The organism is Sodalis glossinidius str. 'morsitans' (genome assembly GCF_000010085.1).
Taxonomy (GTDB): domain Bacteria; phylum Pseudomonadota; class Gammaproteobacteria; order Enterobacterales; family Enterobacteriaceae; genus Sodalis; species Sodalis glossinidius.
Genome location: NC_007712.1, coordinates 2,186,290 through 2,206,572, shown reverse-complemented (window position 1 = coordinate 2,206,572; position 20,283 = coordinate 2,186,290). Strand labels below are relative to the sequence as shown.

The window sequence follows — 20,283 nt, the reverse complement described above, 5'->3', positions numbered from 1 at the left end:
CTGAACCAATAACTGAAGCAGATCGATCTGTAGGGCAGGCATCGTTCCTGACATTGCAGTTATACCACCAAAGAGTTAGGGCCCTCGACACACCCCTTGTGCGGAGCACATAACCCATTTTGTCAATACAGGAGGTATCCAGTGAGTATAGCTATTGTTATTGGCACTCACGGGTCAGCGGCCGAGCAATTACTGAAGACGGCTGAAATGATTTTAGGCGCACAAGATAACGTCGCCTGGATCGATTTCGTCCCAGGCGAAAACGCTGAAACATTGATTAAAAAATATACCGCCCGTCTAGCGGAACTTGATACCACAACAGGCGTGTTATTTCTGGTCGATACCTGGGGAGGCAGCCCGTTTAATGCCGGCAGCCGGATTGTCATCGATAAAGAAAATTATGAAGTCGTCACCGGCGTCAATATCCCCATGCTGGCCGAAACCTTCATGGCGCGCGACGATAATCCCGCTTTCCAGGAGCTGGTCGGGATAGCGGTGGAAACCGGACGTATCGGCGTGAAGGCGCTGAAAACCCCGGAACCGGAACAGGCCGCAGCTGCCGCAGCGCCGGTGGCTGCCCCGGTCGCGAAAGCCGCACCGATGGCTAACGGTCAGGGCGGCCATATGACTATCGGTTTGGCCAGGATCGACGACCGTCTGATCCATGGCCAGGTGGCTACTCGCTGGACGAAAGAAACCAACGTTAAACGCATCATTGTGGTCAGCGACGAAGTGGCCACGGACACGGTGCGTAAAACCCTGCTCACCCAGGTAGCACCGCCGGGCATCACGGCTCATGTGGTTGACGTGGCGAAAGCAATCCGTGTTTACGACAATCCGAAATATGCCAACGATCGCGTCATGTTGTTATTCACCAACCCCACCGATGTGGTGCGTCTGGTCGAAGGCGGTGTCGCAATTACTTCAGTCAATATCGGCGGTATGGCCTTCCGCCAGGGCAAAACCCAGGTCAACAATGCCGTATCGGTAGACGAAAAAGATATCGAGGCATTCAACAAACTCAACGATCGCGGGATTGAACTGGAAGTGCGTAAAGTGTCCAGCGATTCCCGGTTGAAGATGATGGAGTTAATTAAAAAACTCGGCAGTTAAGCCCTACGCCGCATTATCGCCCTTAAGAGCGTAAATTTGCCTGGAAATGGATTCATCGCTCTATTACGCAAGGTAAGAGGAGAAGTACAATGGAGATCACCACGCTTCAAATTGTACTGATATTTGTCGTCGCCTGTATCGCAGGCATGGGATCGATTCTCGACGAATTTCAGTTCCACCGCCCGCTGGTAGCCTGTACCTTAATTGGTCTGGTCCTGGACGACATGAAAACCGGTATCATCATCGGCGGGACGTTGGAAATGATCGCGCTGGGCTGGATGAATATCGGCGCCGCGGTGGCACCCGATGCCGCTCTGGCGTCCATCATCTCCACCATTCTGGTCATAGCCGGTAATCAAAGCGTCGGCGCCGGTATCGCTCTGGCGATTCCGCTGGCCGCCACCGGACAGGTGCTGACCATCATCGTACGTACCATCACCGTCGCCTTCCAGCATGCCGCCGACAGCGCCGCCGAACGCGGCAACATGACGGCGCTGAGCTGGATCCATGTCTCGGCGCTGGTGCTGCAAGCTATGCGTATCGCCATTCCGGCGGTCATCGTGGGCGTGTCGGTCGGTACCGACGCGGTGCACAATATGCTCAGCTCGATTCCAGAAATCGTCACCAACGGTCTGAATATCGCCGGTGGCATGATTATGGTCGTCGGTTATGCGATGGTCATCAATATGATGCGCACAGGCTATTTGATGCCGTTCTTTTACCTCGGTTTCGTCACCGCGGCTTTCACCAGCTTCAACCTGGTGGCGCTGGGGGTCATCGGCGTGGTCATGGCTATACTCTACATCCAGCTCAGCCCACGCTATAACCGGGCCGCAGGACAGGCCGCACCGGCGCAGGGTGCTAACGATCTCGATAATGAACTAGATTAATAGGTGAGAGACATGGTCGATACTACAGCTACAGGTCAAAAGAAACTGACGCCCGGTGATGTACGCGGCGTATTTATCCGCTCCAACCTTTTCCAGGGATCCTGGAACTTTGAACGTATGCAAGCGCTCGGTTTTTGTTTCTCCATGGTGCCGGTGATTCGTCGCCTGTACCCTGAAAACAACGACGACCGCAAGCAGGCAATCAAACGCCATCTGGAGTTCTTTAACACGCATCCCTATGTGGCCGCGCCGGTATTGGGCGTCACCATAGCCATGGAAGAACAGCGCGCCAACGGCGCACCTATTGATGACGCCTCCATTAACGGCATCAAAGTCGGTTTGATGGGGCCGCTGGCCGGGGTCGGCGACCCGATATTCTGGGGTACGGTACGGCCGGTCTTCGCCGCCCTCGGCGCCGGTATTGCCATGAGCGGTAGTTTGCTCGGTCCGCTGCTGTTTTTCGTTCTGTTCAACCTGGTGCGCCTGGCCACCCGCTATTATGGCGTGGCGTATGGCTACCGTAAAGGCGTCAATATCGTCAACGATATGGGCGGCGGCTTCCTGCAAAAATTGACGGAAGGGGCGTCCATCCTCGGGTTATTTGTTATGGGGGCGTTGGTCAATAAATGGACCCACGTCAATATCCCCTTTGTGGTGTCCCATATTACCAACACCGAGGGACAAACCACCGTCACCACCGTCCAGACGATTCTGGATCAACTGATGCCGGGTCTGGTGCCGCTGCTGCTAACCTTCGGATGTATGTGGCTCCTGCGCCACAAGGTGAACGCGTTGTGGATCATCATGGGCTTCTTCGTTATCGGTATTGTCGGCTACTGGACCGGTTTACTGGGCCTGTAAGCGTATTCTTACCAAACAGGGGGATGTTGCCCCGATTTTTTTGCTTTTTTGGGGAAAGCATGACCGTTACCGATATCGGCCTGGTAATAATGATTGTTATCGCATTGCTGTTTGCCGTCTTTGATGAGTTCATTGTAGATTACGCGCTGCGCGGTAAGACGCGGCTACGAGTACCGTTGCGCCGTCAGGGGCGCTTGGATGGGCTGATTTTTATCGTCTTGCTGCTTATCCTGCTGTACAAGAATATCACCACCGACGGCAAGGTAATGACCTCTACCCTGATTTTATTTCTGGGATTGATGGTGATCTATCTGGCCTATATTCGCTGCCCTCGAATGCTTTTCAAAACCGAAGGTTTTTTTTACGGCAATGTTTTTATTAATTATTCCCGCATCAAAAACATGAATTTATCAGAAGATGGTTATCTGGTCATTGATTTGGAAAAAAGAAGTTTGTTGATACAGGTCAATAAATTAGATGACTTACAGAAAATCTATCACTTACTCATTGAAATACAGTAGGTTAAAATTATTTATAGCCTTGACTAAATAAATTAGTTACCACCATTAAAAATACCCTATTCATTAATTACGCCGTTACACGCCGACATATCTTGGCTCTACACTCCCCGTGTGCGCATTTAATCAACAGCAAGCCTGCGGGTATTTATCCCTGTTATTTTTATAGTTGTTATTGAGGGATTTAATATGTTAAAATTGCGGCGTCATTAGGGAGTAGCCTGTTTTCGCCTCTCGGCGGAAACACCCGTGTCAACATACTCGTTTCTTTGGTAAACGTGGTGCGGGCGGCCTTCATCGGCTGGTAAGACTATAGACTGCGGACCTGTCGGTAAGGTTGGGGGACGGGAAAGCGTGGATATGGGCGCTCAGCCGAGACAGAATAATGAACCTTTCCGCCACACTGATTCTTGCCTTTGGCATGTCGATGGATGCCTTTGCCGCCTCCGTTGGCAAAGGCGCCACGCTGCACAAGCCCGCGCTACGAGAAGCGCTGCGCACCGGACTGATTTTCGGCGTAATAGAAGCCATCACCCCGCTTATCGGCTGGGGGCTTGGTTTGCTGTCCAGCCAATATATTATGCGTTGGGATCACTGGGTGGCGTTTACCCTGTTGGCGTTTCTGGGCGGTCGGATGGTTCTGGCGGGCTGGAAACAGCAGCCGTTAGAGACGTCGCTGGTCGGCAAGCATAGTCTAGGCGTGCTGATCGCTACCGCCATCGCGACCAGCCTTGATGCACTGGCCATCGGTGTGGGTTTGGCGATGCTGCAAGTCAATATCCTCCACGCCGCGCTGCTTATCGGTCTCGCCACCTTGATTATGTCCACCATCGGCATGCTGCTGGGACGTTTTGTCGGCCCTTGTCTGGGCAGTAAAGCGGAAATCATCGGCGGCCTGATTCTCATCGGCATCGGCTGTAACATACTTTACAGCCATATCGGCGAGGCTATGCTCGCCCATCTGCCCGGTTAAGTCCGCCCTGCTCCCGCCGCATCGCCCAGACGTCAGGCACGCCGCCACAGGCGCACGATAAAATCCGTTTCGCAGTCGAACCGGGGCATGGCCGCCAGCCGTTCCAGCACCAATGGGGGGGCGCCAGGCGAAGGGCGTCATGCGCAGCAGCGCCACGCCCTCCTCGCCGGTCAACCGCAGCGGGTAGCCGAGCGATAATTCCTGCAACAGGGTAAAGCCCGCAACGTTTTCTTCCTTGGGTTCGTGCAGTTGCACATCGCGGTAAATAAGTGCTTTAAGCTGATAAAGATGGCGCGGGCCGGGAGTCACCGTCAGCAGCACGCCCCCCCGGACATAGCGTGCGCCTAAGCTCGGCGGGATTGCTCGGCGCATAAATGCGCATGATACCGTCCAGTGATGCATCGACGAACGGCAGCCGCTGGCTTGAGGCGACGCAGAAGCGGACCTGCCTATAGCGCTTAGCGGCGCTGCGCACCGCATTTTTGGCGATATCCATCCCATAAACCTCCGCTTGCGGCTGGTGGTGTTTGAGCTGGTCCACCAGCGCGGCGATGTAATATCCCTCTCCACAGCCGATATCAAGCCAGCGGAGGCCGGGTTCGGGCGTAAGCGCCGCGACGGCTGCAATGACCCTGTCCCGTAACGGCTGATAATGGCCGGCATCCAGAAACGCGCACCGCACCGCCATCATTAAAAGCGCATCCCCAGGATCTTTACTGTGTTTGAACTGCACCGGCAGCAGATTGACATACCCATCTTTGGCGAGGTCAAAGCTATGCTGCCCGACGCAACGATAACACGCGTCGTGCAGCGAGAGCGGCTGGTGGCAAAGCGAACATTGGAAACAAGACATGGCCATTCCGATCGGAAAACATCGTAGGGCGCAGTGTAACATAAAATAACCCCTCTGGCGGCAGAAAAACGCGCTACACTGAGCGCATCATTCACTAGGCACGCATTTCGACGATGACCGCTTATTCTTCCCTGCTAACCTCCATCCCCGGGGTGGCGCACGGTTTTGGCGACAAGGAGTCGCTCATGCCTGAAAGGCTTCAGTCCTGGCAAACAACGCTGCCGGATAAGAAGCAGGTTCATGGTACCGCCATCGGCTGGGTGCGCCGGCCGGGCGAGGCGCTTGGCGAACTTGACGGCGTCATCACCGATGTTCCCGGTATACTGCTAACGGTGCTTACCGCTGACTGTCTGCCTGTGCTGTTCTGTCGCCGCGACGGTCGACGTATCGGCGCAGTGCACGCGGGCTGGCGCGGTTTGCTGGCGGGGATCCTCGGGGAATTTGCCGCTACGCTTGATGCGACGGGCGATAGACCATCACAGTGGGTTGCTGTGATTGGGCCCGCGGCCGGACCGTGCTGTTATGAAGTCAGTCAGGCGCTGGTGGATGAATTCAAGCAACGACTGCCACTACCGGCCGCGGTTATCGCGCCGCGTCCGCACCATCTGGATTTGGCGGCCATTGCCCGGCAGCAGTTATTAACGCTTGGTTTCAATACGGTCGACACGATCGGTCATTGCACACTTTGTTGCCCGGCGCCAGCGCCGGAAAATGGCATGCGCTATACCAGTTTTCGCCGCAATAGCAAACAGCGGGAGCATAATCCTGCCCATCCCCCCATCAGTGGCCGCAATCAGCACAGCGGGCTTATCATTCTGCCGGACGACGCTACGGCGGGGTTTAACGGGATACCCGATTGAGGAATAACAAGACACCTGCCAGCCAACAGCGACGACGCCGGGACAAACCCGAAAGGTGCTGGCACAAAGTTAAATCCCCCTGCTGACACGAATCCAGCAGGGGGATTTAGATGTTATCCGTCAGTCAAATGACCGACTGTTGCCGCAGCAACCTGGATTACAGGGCAGTTACGTTAACTGCTGAAGGGCCTTTCTGGCCATCCTGGATTTCGAATTCAACGTTCTGGCCTTCAGCCAGGGTTTTGAAACCGTTACCCTGAATAGCGGAGAAGTGAACAAACACGTCTTTGCTGCCATCGGCCGGAGTGATGAAACCAAAACCTTTAGACTCATTGAACCACTTCACTTGACCTTTAATCTTTGCCATCTTGCATATTTCCTTTGGAGTGTTTAAATCGCCTTTTGGCGATACAGAGACAAACTGGAGTCGTTACTGCTTGAGGCACTAAGATAAGGATCGGCAGAGAAGCGGTATGTAACGAAATCGTATACACGCAAAACTTCTTTACTGAAAATGCCACTCATATACAGAACTGTACCTCGTTTTACCCAATTGCGTTATCACATACTCTGTAAATAATGGCAAGCCATTTTTAATCAGGGCCGGATATGTCGCACATAATCAGGACACTGGGCTACTCACCTGGCATCAATAAGGTGCGGGAGATCCTCATTTCATACTGGGTTATAGCGCTGCGGTCTGCCGTTATCGGATAAAGATGATATTAGCGCAAACCCCTGCCGACGTCCAATGCATTATTCAGAAATAACTATTCATTCATCAATGTAAGAAATCAAGAGGCCCACTTCACAATTTTTACTCCCGGGCTTATAACCTCTTTTTCTAACATAGTAAAAGATTGTGCTAAACCTTTATGACCGAGACATTTACGCCTGCCAGTCCCCTCGCCTTTCAGACAGGATAACACCGACTTATGAACACCGCCTGTCGCCCCAGTCCGGTGCTGAAGTTGCGCTATAAGCGATCACCAATCTTGTGCAATCTTTGTCTGTGCATAAGATGCTAATATGCCAATTAATAAATTTAAAAATAACCTAAGGGCCGTTAATGCACCCAACCGAACAAAAAAGACACATAATGTCCATTTATTACCAGCTGCGTTTACGCTGGTTTGATATTAACGCACTATATACGGTGAATATTAAAGCAATATGACAATTGGAAAAGGAAATTGACTGCTCAGCCGATTGCAGGTATTTGTCACACCGCTGCGTTTAATTATCCTTTCCCTCATGCACGGCCCCATCGTCAATATCCCGTGTGCCTGCGAAAGCACGTATCATCAAGGTTGTAGCTGCCGTTTAGCGATGACGCATGGGCGGCCGGCTTAGCCGTCTCAGGCCATAACGCCGCCATCCCCTCACTGCGACAGATTCACTCGCCTCTTTAGTGGCAATCCAACCAGCATCGCGTTTACCGCTCAGACCGCCACCCTGCCGCAGGCCCAGGCAGCCACCGGTTTTCCCTCCCCAGGTCCACCGGGCTTACGAGGGCCGCCGCACAGCGGTGCCACAGGCTCAGCGTTTACCGGTTCAGGTGCCGCAGGCCTTGCGGCTCAGACGCCAGCGCGTCTTAAGCCATCCGATTTGCCTTCCGGTGGCCTTTTGCTCCCCAGCCGCAGACACCGGGCGAGAGGAGAGGAACAGTCAAAGGCGCATTTTGCCGCCTATTTTCAGCGCGGTAAAATCGGCATTGTCTAAACCGGCCGCGCGCTGAGCACGCTGCAATTCCCGCGGCGGCTCGTCCAGAGATTCATCCGCCAGCTCGAACACCCCCCAATGAATCGGGATGACCCGCGGCTGCTGTAGTTCCTGATAAAAACGCACCGCCTCGGTCGGACTCATATGGCTTTCAGTCATGAACCATTCTGGTGCATAGGAGCCGATAGGCAGCGCTGCAGCATCCAACGGCCCCAGCCGTTGACCAATTTCCGTCAGCCGCGGAGTGTAACTGCTGTCGCCCGCAAAGAAGAAACGCCAATGGGGTGTGGAGACAACCCAGCCGCACCATAAACTTTGATTGCGGTCCCACAGCGCCCGCATGCTACAGTGGCGGGCCGGCGTACAGTGCAACGTAAACTCCGCCAACGTCAGAGCATCCCACCAGTCACATTCGTCGACATGTTTGACACCGTGTCGCTGTAACCAGTCTCCAATGCCCAGAGGCGCAGCAACCCGTAATGCGGGAAAACGCGATAACAGCCGCCGCAGCGTGCCGCGATCATGATAATTATGGGAGTATAAAACCCAATCGATGGCGGGCAATTCAGCGAGGATCGCCACCTTCATCGAGCGGTCGCGGCAATCCCTGCGCCTTGCGCTCTTCGCTCCAGCGTTTTAACGCCCCCGGGTCGCACAGAGAAACGTCTGGATTGGTGAAGCCTGTTGGCGTGTGGTGGAGTTTGGCGGAATCATACCAGCGATTGGGCTTGCTCATGGTTTGCACTCTCCCTGTCAGGGACGGACAACGCAAAGGATAGCCCGCCGTCCCTATGTCAGCAGGGGAATTAACGCCCGTTGGGGTATTACCGTTCGGCGATAAAATCTTTAAACATGACGGGCTCGCCGGGGACGGGGGGTGCGGCCGGGTTCGGCTGTTCTCCCCGGGTTAACTTCGCCAGCAGCGCGGTTTGCTGTTTCTGCTGCTCCAGAAGCTCGGTGAGCAAGGCTATCTGCTCGTTGACTTTGACACTGGCGCGGTTGAGGAAAAACCACACCGCCAACACAATGACAAATACCGCGACGGATGCCACGGCGACGGCGATATTCAGGCTGCTATCTCCCAACTCATTCATGAACTGACCTGCCACTCATTAAACCAGTGGCTATCTTATCACTCCATGGAGGACTTAGTACCCTGCTGACAAAATTTGCCTGTTAACAGACGTTACCAAGGCATCTATTTAGTCACCAGACACATGCCGCTGAAGAAATCCCCTCCCTGATCGCAAAAGCTATTTAGCACCGACAGTCAAAGCGCCAGACAGAGCAGCAGAATCACGATGAGTTTAACCATTGTGCCTCTTTTCAAAACCCTATTCCTGAAATGCCTAATGCAGCAATGTTATCCGCTAAAACTTAAACAGCAGATAACAGCACCTTAATTGGTTTCAAATTAAATCATTTTAAGTAAAAAATGCACATACACATTAAATCGAACGCACTCATCGGCTTAATGCGGCCTAAAGAGGGCAGTTAATGTGGGGTGGAGAGGTCGAACTTCATGTCAATAAGGGCAATAGCTTTCTCAATTGCGCGCCGCGTGATGGGATCACGCGCGGCGGGATGGGTGCCAAAATCGATGTTTTTCAGTTGCGCGGACATTTTGTCCCGCACCTCCGCAGGCGCGATAATATCGATAACATCCAGAATTTGTTTTATCACCAGCTGGCAGGCGACCAGATCGGACACCAGTTCCTGGTTTTCGGTGAAAGGCTTTGTCATCTCTTTCCCTTTAAGCGTGGGCATCTGAACCAGGCATGATCACCCGGTTCAATCAACGGGGCGTTAAAACGGATAGTCGTGGTAGCCCATCTGGCGGGAGATCGTTCGCGCCGCATCGTGCAGCATTTTGACATAATCGTTTTTGGCGTCTTCGGAGAAACGAATAGTGGGAAACGAGATGCTCATGCCGGCGATGATGACCCCAAAACGGTCAAAAATCGGCACGGCGATACAACGCAACCCTTCCTCCTGCTCCTCGTTATCCTCGCCGAAGCCCTGCGCGCGCACTTGCTCAAGCTCCGGCAATAGCGCCTCGCTGCTGCCTGCCGTGCGCGATGTACTGCGGGTAAAAACCACATCAGCCAGAATGTAGCGCGCCTCAGCGGTCTCGCGCCAAGCCAGCAGCACCTTGCCAATAGCGGTACTGTAGAGCGGGTTACGGCGGCCGACGCGGGAATACATCCGTAAATTGTACAACGAGTCTATCTTGTGAATATAGACAATGCTGTCCTCATCCAGCGTGCCAAGATGGATAGTCTCACGCGTCAGATTGGACAATACCCGCATCTGAATATCGGCGAGGCGTATCAAATCGACGTTCTGCAGTGCTTTAGCGCCTAGTTCAAATAATTTAAGCGTTAATGAATACTTTTCCGATTCCCCTTCCTGGGCAACATACCCCAGGGATTTCATCGTTTGTAGGAAACGGTACACCGTACTTTTGGACATCATTACCCGCTGCGATAGCTCGGTAATGCCAATTTCACGCTCATCCCCTAATGCCTGGAGGATGCCAAACACTTTCAATACCGACGACACCGAATCGGGTTGCCGGTCGACTTCTGCTATCGCCATGTTAATGGGTATCCTGTAAAGGGAGTTTGTGTTTTAAAAAAATAGAACATGATTTTTAGTATAATGGCAAGGCCATCGCCTGCGCAATACGGGAGTGCCCGACATTGACCGTTAGTTAGTATTTATTACATTTCACGCTCGAATCGCACCTCGCCGATTGCAACAAAAGTGTTACAGTAAATGCTTTTACGGATGAACGAACCTTAATGACCCACATCGATCATGACGGCCTTCCCCTGCCGCAACGCTACGGAGCCATTCTAACGATTGTGTTGAGCGTCTCCATTGCGGTCCTGGATGGCGCCATCGTCAACGTCGCCCTGCCCACTATCGCCCGGGAACTCCACACCAGCCCGGCGGCCTCGATCTGGGTGGTCAATGCCTATCAGCTGGAGATAATCGTTTCCCTGCTTTCTTTCGCCAGCCTCGGCGATATTTACGGCTACCGGCGCGTCTATCAGTGCGGTCTGGCGGTATTCAGCGTCATGTCGTTACTCTGTGCATTGCTGGACAGCCTATGGATGTTGATTGGCTCCCGCGTGCTCCAGGGTTTCGGCGCCGCGGCAGAAATGAGCATCAATGGCGCGCTAATCCGCATTATCTATCCGAAGCGTATTCTCGGCCGCGGTATGGCCATCAATACGCCGATGGTGGCGATGTCTACCGCCGCCGGTCCCACGGTGGCGGCAGGCGTACTGTCGGTGGCCAGCTGGCAGTGGCTGTTCGCCATCAATGTGCCTATCGGCCTGTTCGCCCTGTGGTTGGGACACCGTTTCCTGCCGGTTAACTCGCGCAGAAAAACAGCGGCCAACGCTTCAACGCCGCCAGCGCGCTGATGAATGCCCTGACCTTTGGCCTGCTGCTGTCCGCGCTAAGCGGCTTCGCCCAACAGGTCAACGGCCGCTGGATAGCCATCGAGCTCTGTCTGGCCCTCGCGGTAGGCACTTTATTCGTCCGTCAACAGTTACGCCAACGCTGGCCGCTGCTGCCGGTAGACTTGCTGCGCATTCCCCTGTTCTCCCTGTCCATGTGTACCTCCATCTGTTCTTTTAGCGCCCAAATGCTGGCGATGGTCTCCCTGCCCTTTTATCTGTAAACCGTTCTGGGCCGGACAGAGGTCGCCACCGGCATGTTGGGCACTGCCCGCTTGTTTGGCCAAACCAGCGGTGCCGCCCTGGTCGCGCTGATGTTTAACATGTTTGGCGACAGCGGCACCCACGCCTCATTAGTGCTGGAGGGTATTTTTGCCGCCGGCGCCGCGCTGGTCAGCTCGCTACGAATGACGCAGGCTAACCCCCAGCAGGCGGTCGGGAAATAAACGCGGCGGCGCTCACGTCGGCTAAGAGAACAACACCCAGCAAAAAAAGAACCCCACGCAGCGAGTGCGGTTCTCTTGCGGCCTGCGGCGCCTCCGCTGTAGGCCGCGCCGTTGTCCCTTGAAGCCAAGGCGTTGGCGAGCGCCGCAGCCCCGTGGGAATGAACGTCTTAACGGCGGCTCCGCCGACGCGCCTTATTGCAGATAAGCGCCGGAACGCAGCGCCTCAATGCGTTTATCCAGCGGTGGGTGAGACATAAACAGCTCGCTGAAGGTCTTGTTGCGGCCGTTAATGCAGAAGGCCATCATGCTGCTGGCTTCCTGGGGTTCATAACTGGTTTTCAGCCGCTGTAGCGCCGCAATCATTTTCTCGCGCCCCACCAATCTAGCCGAACCGGCGTCGGCGTGGAATTCACGATGGCGCGAGAACCACAGCGTGATAATGCTCGCCAATACGCCAAACACCAGCTCCAACACCATGGAAACGGCGAAATACACCAGCGGATTGCCGTTACCGCTTTCCCCTTCGTCGCGGCCCGACGACATAAAGCCCGCCGCCAGCTGCGCCAGGATGCGCGAGATGAAAATGACGAAAGTATTTACCACGCCCTGGATAAGGGTCATGGTCACCATATCGCCATTGGCGATATGGCTGATTTCGTGCGCGATCACCGCTTCGGCCTCGTCGCGGTTCATATTCTGCAACAAGCCGGTACTGACTGCCACCAGCGAAGCATCGCGCCGGGCGCCGGTAGCAAAAGCGTTGATATCGGGCGCGTGGTACAACGCCACCTGCGGCATGGTGATGTTCGCCTGCTGCGCCTGCTGGCGCACGGTATTAAGCAGCCAGCGTTCGGTTTCGTTGCGCGGCTGCTCAATCACTTCGCCGCCGACCGAGCGCAGCGCCATGGATTTTGACATTAACAGCGAAACGAAAGCTCCGCCGAAACCGAACAAGCCGGCCATAATCATTAATCCGGCAGCACTGGAGGACTGGATCCCGGTGAGGCTCAGTACAATACCGAACACCACCATCACCGCCAGGTTAGTGAGCAGGAAGAGAGAGATACGCATCATAAAATGTCAGGTTCCTCGGAAATTATCACGCTTAGTGCGTAACGTTAATCTAGGGTCTCGCCGGCGATTTTCAAGCATTAGGAGTCAATAAGTCGCTAAAAAAACATAACTTTATATTTTGTTAAACTTTTGCCCCCTTCCCTGACCCACGCCAATAAAAAGGGCACCGATGTCGGCACACTGGTGAGCCTGTTACCCCGCAGGGGGGAGGCGGGCGGGCTTCGGCATGAGCAAGATCCAGCGCAATCTGCACCGTTTCATCCAGGTAGGGATCCGGCTCTTTAAAATCCTTGGGAATCGCCTCCAGATTTTTCACCGGTTTCTTGCCCTGACGTATCAGCCGCTCGTTGGTGCGCTGCAGGCGGATAGCGTCATCCTCATGGTTCTCCTTTTCCCGCTGGGCAAGATTGAGGGATACCCAGTTACGCTTATCTTTCATGGCGTGGAATCGCGCAATATCCTGTTTTATATATTGGAATTCAGGATCCTTGGCAATACGCGCCTGATGCGCTTTAAGCAATTCTGGGGAAAAGGGCTTCAGATCGCCGGCCTTGGTATAGGTGGCCGCGTTAATGCTGTCCCAAGGGAGCGCATTATCTTCAAATTTTTCGCCGGTTTCGACGGTCTCGGTGCCGGTGGGCATGATGATATCCGGCACGACGCCTTTACGCTGCGTGCTTCCGCCGTTGACGCGGTAAAATTTCTGAATCGTGTATTGAATAGACCCCAGCGCAGGCCATTCCGGGCGCAACATCTGATCGTAAATACGGTTCAGAGAGCGGTATTGCTGCACGGTACCTTTACCGAAGGTCGGCTCACCGACTACCAGCGCCCGACCATAATCCTGCATCGCCGCGGCGAAAATCTCCGACGCGGAGGCACTGAACCGATCGACCAGCACCACCAGCGGGCCTTTATAGTAGACAATGCCGTCGGTATCGCTATCCTCGCGGATTTTACCGTTGTTATCCCGCACCTGTACGACCGGCCCGCTGGGAATAAACAACCCCGATAACGATACGGCTTCGGTCAATGCGCCGCCGCCGTTGGCGCGCAAATCGATAATGATGCTCTGCACGTTCTGTTTTTCCAGCTTCTGCAGCTGTACCTTGACATCATCGGTCAGGCCCACATAGAACCCGGGGATATCCAGAACGCCTACTTTTTCTTTGCCGATCGTCTTCACCGACATTTTCACCGCCCGATCCTCAAGCCGGATACGCTCGCGGGTGACGGTGACGATACGGGTTTTGGTGCCTTTGCCGGCGGGCAATACTTCCAACCGCACCTTGCTACCCTTCGGCCCTTTTATCAGCGACACGACATCATCAAGCCGCCAGCCGATGACATCCACCATTGGTTTGCCGGTCTGGCCGACGCCCACCACGCGATCGCCTACGGTAATGGCTTTGCTTTTCGCCGCCGGGCCGCCCGGTACCAGCGAGTTTATTACCGTGTAATCATCATCCATCCGCAATACCGCGCCAATGCCTTCAAGCGACAGGCTCATTTCGGTGTTGAACTGTTCGGTATTGCGCGGAGAAAGGTAATTGGTGTGCGGATCGATCTCATGGGCGAAGGCGTTCATGATAAGCTGAAACACGTCTTCGCTGTTGCTTTGCGCCAGCCGCCGGATGGCGAACTGATAACGCTTGGTCAATATATCGCGGATCTCTTTCTCATATTTACCGGTAAGCTTAAGATTCAGCGCGTCATACTTCACCTTGGCGTCCCAAAGCGCGTCCAGCTCGGCCGTGGTTTTGGGCCAGGGGGCTTTGCTGCGGTCGATTTCGATGGCGCCGTTACCGTTGAAGTCCATCGGCTTGCTCAACTGCGCCAGGGCATATTGATAGCGCTCGAACCGCCGTTTTTCTGCCAGGTTGTACATCGCATACGGCAGGTCCAGTTTCCCACTCTTCAGCTCGTCGGCAAGCTTAGCTTTTTGGGTGGCGAACTGCGCAATATCCGCAACCAGCAACACATTGTGGCTATAGTCGAGCATGTTGAGGTAACGGTCGAAAATTTTACCGGCGAAAGCCGCGTCCAGATCGAACTGGCGATAATGCGAACGCGTAAACCGCGCGCTGACCCGCTGGCTCACCGTCTGCTGCTGTGCTTCTTCTTTCAACGCCGGGATCTGATCGGCGCGGGTGATGTCGTCTTTCGCCATCGCTACGCCCGCCAATAGCGCCCCCGCCATGATGGCGACTCTGACAAATGTGTTCATGCCCTGGTTGGCCTCCGTATCAGAACTGCAAGTGTTCTGCGCGTACTATCAAAGCCATCCCGGAAGAGAGCTGCACACGTACCCCTTCTTTGGCGATTTCCATGACGGTTGCGTCCATGGGATTTTTACCCACTTTGACTTTAATAGCCTGGCCGATTTGCAACATGGAAATATCGGTGACAGACACGGTTTTGGCGACCGGCGCCGCCGCCTGCCTGGGGGCGGGCGCGGGACGTTCTTGTTTGGGACGCGGTTTGCTGGGCATGACGTTGTCACTCTTGATGGGCCGCTTGCCCGCAGCGGGACGACGCGGCGACGCGGCCTCGCCATTTTCGCGCTTTTTCGCCTGCTGGGCGGCACGCTGAAGCTGAACGCGCACCTTGGCTTCCTCTAATTGTTTGCGTGCATGCTCAACATGCTGCCCTTCCAATTCGCCGCAGGGATGACCGTCGAGATCGACGCGCTGTGCGCCAAGCTTTATCCCGTAGAGGTAACGCCAGCTTGAGGTATAAAGACGCAACGCGGAGCGCAATTGCGTCTTGCTGATATTCTCTTCGCCCTGAACTCGTTCAACAAGGTCCTGAAAAATACCGATCTTAAGCGGCCTGGCTTCGCCTTCTGCCGTGAAACAGAGCGGGAATAGCTCCGCCAGAAAGGCAATCACTTCTTTGTTGCTGTTCAACTTAGGTTGATTTTCCATGAATTTTCCTGATTACAACGGGCTTGCCAACCAGCGCAGGCATGAACAGGAGTCATTATAATGACGCCATCGGCAAATGCCACGTTATCCGTATATCATTATCAAGTATTAGTGATAAATTTGCGCATATCGGTGGTTCCCAACTGCCGGCAGAGGTAATCCGCCACTGCCTTCAGTCCCTCTTCATCGTCCTGATCGAAGCGTTGATAAATCGTGCTATCGATATCCAATACTCCCGCCACACGACCGTCCAACGTGATAGGCAATACGATTTCCGCATTACTGGCGGCATCGCAGGCAATATGTCCCTGAAAAGCATGCACATCACCAATACGCTGAATTCGGTTTTCCGCCGCTGCACTACCGCAAACCCCTTTACCCAGCGGGATGCGCACGCAGGCGACCTTACCCTGAAAAGGCCCGAGAACAAGTATATCACCGTCGAGTAAATAAAAACCGGCCCAGTTCACCCCTTCCAGGCGCTCATAAAGCAAAGCGCTGGCGTTGGCCAGCGCGGCGATAAAATGCGTTTCTTCATCAAGGAGTGCCGACATATCCTGCAATAATTCGGCGTAAAATTGTTGTTTTTTCATAATAAACCATTAAATGAGCTAATCTTTGTGTTAGCAGACGGCACATCAGCCTCTATAAAATAAGCAATAAATGCCCAAAGCCACAAGATTAATCCGTTATGACTTCACAAAGTGTTCGCACGCGGGCGGGTATGTTTGCCCTGCCAGGCAGGCAGTTCGCCGAGCGGTAATTATAACCCGACAACAGCGGCATGGAGGGTGAAAAAATGAGGTGTGAGGGAGGCGTAAAAGCCGCGCGATGAAAATAACCGCGATTCATGATGCCTTTCCGTCCGGCCAATATCAACGCTGTCCGGAATGCGATGTTTTATTTATCCTGCCGGCCCTGAGCGATAATCAGGATGCCTGCTGCCCGCGCTGCCGGGCAAAGGTCGTGCGCAGACGCGACTGGAGCATGACCCGCCTGGCGGCGCTGGCGGTCGCTATGTTGCTGTTGATGCCTTTTGCTTTTACCGAACCGTTAATCAGCATCCGCCTGCTGGGCACGCCCATTAGCGCCAATTTGCTACAGGGCATTTGGCAAATGGCGCTACAGGGCAATATCATCACCGCCAGTATGGTGGCGTTTTGCACCGTAGGGACGCCCGCAACACTGGTCTTTTCTCTTTTATATTTGTATTTCGGCCAGCGGGTGGGCCTGAATTTACGCCCCGTGCTGCTGATGTTACATCGGCTAAAAGAATGGGTGATGCTCGATATTTATTTAGTCGGTATGGCCGTAGCGTCAATCAAGGTGAAGGATTACGCCGACGTGACCACCGGCCTAGGATTAACCGCCTACGTTATTTTGACCCTACTCAGCATCCTGACCTTAATCAATCTCAACACCGACCAACTCTGGCACACCTATTTCCCGCAGGCGGCGCGGCGCCCTAGGATGCCGCTTCACCGGCCTGCCGGATGCCCGCGGTCGCTGCCCGCGCTGCCATACGCCGCTGCGCCTCCGCCAGCGTCACAGTCTGCAAAAGGCCTGGGCCGCTCATTGCTGCGATTATCATGCTGATCCCCGCCAATGTGCTGCCGATATCCATTATCTATCTCAACGGGAGCCGTAACGAGGATACGATTATGTCCGGCATTTTGTCTCTGGCACAGGGGAATGTGGCGGTGGCGGCCATCGTCTTTATCGCCAGCATTTTGGTCCCGTTTATCAAAATCATTATGCTGTTTACGTTTCTGCTGATCATCCATTTCAATGTTCGCCAAGGCATGAAGACCCGCGTCCGGCTGCTGTGCTTCGTTATCTGGATTGGACGGTGGCCCATGCTCGATCTGTTTGTGATTGCCATTACTCTATCGCTGGTCGATAGAGATCAACTGCTTGCCTTTATGCTGGGACCGGCCGGTTTCTATTTTGGCTCCGACGTGATTTTGACAATTCTCGCTGTTGAGTGGTTGAACAGCCGTTTGCTATGGAACGCACATGCCACACACGCCGACTACACCGATTAATGCGACGGTCCGCACCAAACGCCGGATATCGCCTTTCTGGCTGCTGCCGTTTATCGCCCTGCTGATTGCCGGCTGGCTGGTCTATAGCACCCTGCAAGAGCGCGGTACCACCGTAACGATTGATTTTGTCTCCGCCGATGGCATCGTCGCCGGGCGCACGCCGGTGCATTATCAGGGCGTGGAGGTCGGCACCGTACAGAATATCAAGCTCAGCGATGACCTGCGCACTATTAAGGTCGAGGCTAGCATCAAAAGCGATATGCGCGACGCGCTGCGCGAAGGAACGCAATTCTGGCTGGTGACGCCCAAGGCATCCCTGGCCGGCATTTCCGGCCTGGACGCCCTGGTGGGCGGGAACTACATCGGTATGATGCCGGGTAAGGGCAACGAACATACCCACTTCACCGCCCTGGATACCCAGCCAAAATATCGCGTCAATACCGGCGAGCTGCTGGTGCATTTGCAGGCGGACAATCTGGGCTCGCTCAGCACCGGTTCGCTGGTGTATTTCCGCAAGCTACCGGTCGGCAAAGTCTACGATTTCGACATCGCCCGCAACCGTAAAGGGGTGACCATCGACGTGCTGATCGATCGTCGCTTTACCCATCTGGTGAAAAAAGACAGCCGCTTTTGGAATGTATCCGGGCTGAAGGCCAATGTTGACCTTCACAGCGCGCGGGTAGAAATGGAAAGCGTGGCGGCGTTGGTCAACGGTGCCATCGCGTTCGACTCGCCGGCCAATAGCGCCCAGGCGAGCACTGACGATAATTATCGGCTTTACCCCGATCTGGCCCACAGCCAGCGCGGCGTTATCATTACCCTCGACCTGCCAGACGGCAGCCATCTTAGCGCCAGCCATACACCATTGCTGTATCAGGGCCTGGAAGTCGGAATGCTGACGAAAATCACCCTGGGAAAAGACAAACATGTTACGGCGAATTGACGCTTAATCCGTCGGTAGCGGATTTGATGCGCAGCGGTACCCGTATCGAAATGACCACGCCGCAGCTCTCGCTAACCCAGCCCGATATCAGCGGTTTATTGGCCGGCACCACGCTGGAGCTGATTCCCGGAGACGGAGAACCGCAGCAGCGTTTCACGGTGCCCGACGGCAACCGTAGTTTACTGCAGTTGCCGGGGGTGAAAATCTTTACCCTGAGCGCGCCACAAACCTACGGTATCGACGCCGGTCAGCCGCTGACGATGAAAGGGATACAGGTGGGCAAGATTACCGCACGTCAACTCACGGGCGATCGGGTCGTGTTCAGCACCGCCGTTAAGCCGGAGTACGCCGGCCTCATTCATCAAGACACCAAATTTGTTGTTAACTGCCGGGTCGATGTCAAATTCGGTCTGGACGGGGTACGGGTATTGGGTACCAGCGCGCAGGAATGGCTCGACGGCAGTGTGGAAGTCATACCGGGCGCGCAAGGGCCGGCGCAAAGCCGCCACTATCCATTGTACGGCAATCGCGAAATGGCTGAACAAGGCATTCAAGGGGACAGGCCCTACGCCACCTTGACGCTGACCGCAACCGATTTGTCCGATATCCAGACCGGTTCGATCGTGCTTTACCGCAAATTCCAGGTGGGTGAGATTGTGGATGTGCGGCCTACGCCGCAGGACTTCAAAGTCGATGTTTACATCCAGCCGAAATACCGTAATTTGTTGAGCGACAAGAGCGTGTTTTGGGCCGAAGGCGGCGCGCGGCTACAAATTAACGGCAGCGGCCTCACGGTACAGGCTTCACCGCTAAACCGCGCGTTAAAAGGCGCGCCGCGTAACATTTATGGCTCGGAAAACGCCGCGTGGGCGGTGGGCAGCCAGATCGCGCTGCGTACCTACGACGCCAACAAACTTTCCCCGCGCATGCCTATCCGCTATCTGGGGATTGACGTCAACCAGATGGAGACGATGAAGCTCTCCCCCGGCAATAATCTGGTGCTGGCGCAGGCGGTATTGTATCCCGAATACGTGCAGATTTTTGCCCGCAACGGCACGCGCTTTTCGGTCATGACGCCGGAAATTTCCGCCGCCGGGGTCAACCATCTGGAAACGCTGCTACAGCAGTATATCAACGTTGAGCCGGGCAAAGGCGGCGTCGCGCGCGAATTTGAACTGCAGCAGACCACCATCACCGATTCCCGTTATCTGAATGGGCTGAATATTGTGGTAGACACGCCGGAAGCCGGCAACCTGCAGGTTGGCACGCTGGTTGACCAGGTTTATGTGGCGCTGCGCATCAGCCGTCAATATCAGCACCTGTGCGCACCAATTCCGTGTTCTGGCTGGCATCGGGCTACGATCTTAAATTCGGCCTGACCGGCAGCAGCGTGAAGAGCGGCACCTTCCAGCAGTTCATCCGCAGCGGCATTGCCTTCGCCATCCCGACACCGCCGCTGGCGCCAAAAGCTACCGAGGGCAAGCATTTCCTGCTTCACAATGAGGAACAACAAGAGTGGAAAACCTGGGGCACCGCCGTGCCGCCGAATTGATGGGTATGGCGGCCCGGCAATAGCGGCCTTCTCCTT

General features: G+C 54.7%; 16 protein-coding genes and 5 pseudogenes. 9 read left to right on the top strand and 12 right to left on the bottom strand.

What is annotated here, in order from left to right; all coding sequences use genetic code 11:
- Positions 1-141: 141 nt before the first annotated feature.
- From manX to mntP, 5 genes are all read left to right on the top strand, one after another.
- Positions 142-1,113 carry a PTS mannose transporter subunit IIAB gene (gene manX, locus SGP1_RS11680; protein ID WP_011411155.1) on the top strand — a complete coding sequence of 324 codons (972 nt, stop codon included), beginning with the start codon at positions 142-144 and terminating at the stop codon, positions 1,111-1,113.
- An 89-nt stretch (positions 1,114-1,202) separates the two neighbouring features.
- Positions 1,203-2,003 carry a PTS mannose/fructose/sorbose transporter subunit IIC gene (locus tag SGP1_RS11675; protein WP_011411154.1) on the top strand — a complete coding sequence of 267 codons (801 nt, stop codon included), beginning with the start codon at positions 1,203-1,205 and terminating at the stop codon, positions 2,001-2,003.
- 12 nt (positions 2,004-2,015) lie between these two features.
- Positions 2,016-2,864, top strand: a complete 849-nt coding sequence (locus SGP1_RS11670) for a PTS mannose transporter subunit IID (protein ID WP_041866928.1) — start codon at positions 2,016-2,018, stop codon at positions 2,862-2,864.
- Between the two features lie 59 nt (positions 2,865-2,923).
- Positions 2,924-3,385, top strand: coding sequence for a DUF986 family protein (locus SGP1_RS11665; protein ID WP_011411152.1), 462 nt, complete (start codon positions 2,924-2,926; stop codon positions 3,383-3,385).
- A 382-nt stretch (positions 3,386-3,767) separates the two neighbouring features.
- Entirely contained in the window at positions 3,768-4,355 is a 588-nt protein-coding gene (gene mntP / locus SGP1_RS11660; RefSeq protein WP_011411151.1) for a manganese efflux pump MntP, read from the top strand.
- 32 nt (positions 4,356-4,387) lie between these two features.
- On the opposite strand, the pseudogene rlmA reads toward mntP, so the two are convergent.
- Positions 4,388-5,214: pseudogene (gene rlmA, locus SGP1_RS11655) on the bottom strand (23S rRNA (guanine(745)-N(1))-methyltransferase).
- A 107-nt stretch (positions 5,215-5,321) separates the two neighbouring features.
- Between rlmA and pgeF the strand changes: the two are divergent.
- Positions 5,322-6,068, top strand: coding sequence for a peptidoglycan editing factor PgeF (gene pgeF, locus SGP1_RS11650; RefSeq protein WP_011411149.1), 747 nt, complete (start codon positions 5,322-5,324; stop codon positions 6,066-6,068).
- A 157-nt stretch (positions 6,069-6,225) separates the two neighbouring features.
- Here the strand turns inward: pgeF and cspE are convergent, their stop codons facing one another.
- The 7 genes and pseudogenes from cspE to kdgR all read right to left on the bottom strand — a co-directional run bounded on the left by cspE (position 6,226) and on the right by kdgR (position 10,388).
- Entirely contained in the window at positions 6,226-6,435 is a 210-nt protein-coding gene (gene cspE / locus SGP1_RS11645) for a transcription antiterminator/RNA stability regulator CspE (RefSeq protein WP_005968829.1), read from the bottom strand.
- Between the two features lie 23 nt (positions 6,436-6,458).
- The gene (locus SGP1_RS27365; protein WP_083764749.1) at positions 6,459-6,593 is read right to left on the bottom strand and encodes a DUF2627 domain-containing protein; all 135 of its coding nucleotides are present in this window, start codon (positions 6,591-6,593) and stop codon (positions 6,459-6,461) included.
- A 1,143-nt stretch (positions 6,594-7,736) separates the two neighbouring features.
- Positions 7,737-8,526: pseudogene (locus SGP1_RS11640) on the bottom strand (MBL fold metallo-hydrolase).
- 88 nt (positions 8,527-8,614) lie between these two features.
- On the bottom strand, positions 8,615-8,884 hold the full coding sequence (locus SGP1_RS11635) for a YebO family protein (protein ID WP_050747588.1): 270 nt from the start codon (positions 8,882-8,884) through the stop codon (positions 8,615-8,617).
- A gap of 104 nt (positions 8,885-8,988) precedes the next feature.
- On the bottom strand, positions 8,989-9,054 hold the full coding sequence (gene mgrB, locus SGP1_RS36390) for a PhoP/PhoQ regulator MgrB (protein WP_424141168.1): 66 nt from the start codon (positions 9,052-9,054) through the stop codon (positions 8,989-8,991).
- Between the two features lie 230 nt (positions 9,055-9,284).
- A complete protein-coding gene (locus tag SGP1_RS11630; protein WP_011411148.1) occupies positions 9,285-9,533 on the bottom strand; it encodes a DUF2766 family protein in 249 nt (82 codons plus the stop codon).
- 63 nt (positions 9,534-9,596) lie between these two features.
- Complete coding sequence (kdgR, locus tag SGP1_RS11625; RefSeq protein ID WP_011411147.1) at positions 9,597-10,388, bottom strand: DNA-binding transcriptional regulator KdgR; 792 nt, start codon at positions 10,386-10,388, stop codon at positions 9,597-9,599.
- 206 nt (positions 10,389-10,594) lie between these two features.
- Here kdgR and SGP1_RS11620 point away from each other — a divergent pair.
- Positions 10,595-11,706 (top strand): annotated as a pseudogene (locus tag SGP1_RS11620) (MFS transporter).
- A 192-nt stretch (positions 11,707-11,898) separates the two neighbouring features.
- On the opposite strand, the gene htpX reads toward SGP1_RS11620, so the two are convergent.
- The 4 genes from htpX to SGP1_RS11600 form a co-directional block, all read right to left on the bottom strand.
- Complete coding sequence (gene htpX / locus SGP1_RS11615) at positions 11,899-12,780, bottom strand: protease HtpX (RefSeq protein ID WP_011411146.1); 882 nt, start codon at positions 12,778-12,780, stop codon at positions 11,899-11,901.
- Between the two features lie 121 nt (positions 12,781-12,901).
- Positions 12,902-15,007, bottom strand: a complete 2,106-nt coding sequence (gene prc / locus SGP1_RS11610) for a carboxy terminal-processing peptidase (RefSeq protein ID WP_011411145.1) — start codon at positions 15,005-15,007, stop codon at positions 12,902-12,904.
- 19 nt (positions 15,008-15,026) lie between these two features.
- On the bottom strand, positions 15,027-15,707 hold the full coding sequence (gene proQ, locus SGP1_RS11605; RefSeq protein ID WP_011411144.1) for an RNA chaperone ProQ: 681 nt from the start codon (positions 15,705-15,707) through the stop codon (positions 15,027-15,029).
- 101 nt (positions 15,708-15,808) lie between these two features.
- A complete protein-coding gene (locus tag SGP1_RS11600; protein WP_011411143.1) occupies positions 15,809-16,300 on the bottom strand; it encodes a GAF domain-containing protein in 492 nt (163 codons plus the stop codon).
- A 238-nt stretch (positions 16,301-16,538) separates the two neighbouring features.
- Between SGP1_RS11600 and yebS the strand changes: the two are divergent.
- Positions 16,539-17,752: pseudogene (gene yebS / locus SGP1_RS11595) on the top strand (membrane integrity lipid transport subunit YebS).
- A pseudogene (locus SGP1_RS11590) lies at positions 17,724-20,247 on the top strand (MlaD family protein). The pseudogenes yebS and SGP1_RS11590 overlap by 29 nt, the downstream one beginning before the upstream one ends.
- Positions 20,248-20,283: the final 36 nt, after the last annotated feature.

Bases quoted from the DNA above. Each gene is read 5' to 3' on its own strand.
- SGP1_RS11675 (WP_011411154.1), top strand. From the start codon at position 1,203: ATGGAGATCACCACGCTTCAAATTGTACTGATATTTGTCGTCGCCTGT.
- SGP1_RS11670 (WP_041866928.1), top strand. From the start codon at position 2,016: ATGGTCGATACTACAGCTACAGGTCAAAAGAAACTGACGCCCGGTGAT.
- SGP1_RS11665 (WP_011411152.1), top strand. From the start codon at position 2,924: ATGACCGTTACCGATATCGGCCTGGTAATAATGATTGTTATCGCATTG.
- mntP (WP_011411151.1), top strand. From the start codon at position 3,768: ATGAACCTTTCCGCCACACTGATTCTTGCCTTTGGCATGTCGATGGAT.
- pgeF (WP_011411149.1), top strand. From the start codon at position 5,322: ATGACCGCTTATTCTTCCCTGCTAACCTCCATCCCCGGGGTGGCGCAC.
- cspE (WP_005968829.1), bottom strand. From the start codon at position 6,435: ATGGCAAAGATTAAAGGTCAAGTGAAGTGGTTCAATGAGTCTAAAGGT.
- SGP1_RS27365 (WP_083764749.1), bottom strand. From the start codon at position 6,593: ATGAGTGGCATTTTCAGTAAAGAAGTTTTGCGTGTATACGATTTCGTT.
- SGP1_RS11635 (WP_050747588.1), bottom strand. From the start codon at position 8,884: ATGAATGAGTTGGGAGATAGCAGCCTGAATATCGCCGTCGCCGTGGCA.
- SGP1_RS11630 (WP_011411148.1), bottom strand. From the start codon at position 9,533: ATGACAAAGCCTTTCACCGAAAACCAGGAACTGGTGTCCGATCTGGTC.
- kdgR (WP_011411147.1), bottom strand. From the start codon at position 10,388: ATGGCGATAGCAGAAGTCGACCGGCAACCCGATTCGGTGTCGTCGGTA.
- htpX (WP_011411146.1), bottom strand. From the start codon at position 12,780: ATGATGCGTATCTCTCTCTTCCTGCTCACTAACCTGGCGGTGATGGTG.
- prc (WP_011411145.1), bottom strand. From the start codon at position 15,007: ATGAACACATTTGTCAGAGTCGCCATCATGGCGGGGGCGCTATTGGCG.
- proQ (WP_011411144.1), bottom strand. From the start codon at position 15,707: ATGGAAAATCAACCTAAGTTGAACAGCAACAAAGAAGTGATTGCCTTT.
- SGP1_RS11600 (WP_011411143.1), bottom strand. From the start codon at position 16,300: ATGAAAAAACAACAATTTTACGCCGAATTATTGCAGGATATGTCGGCA.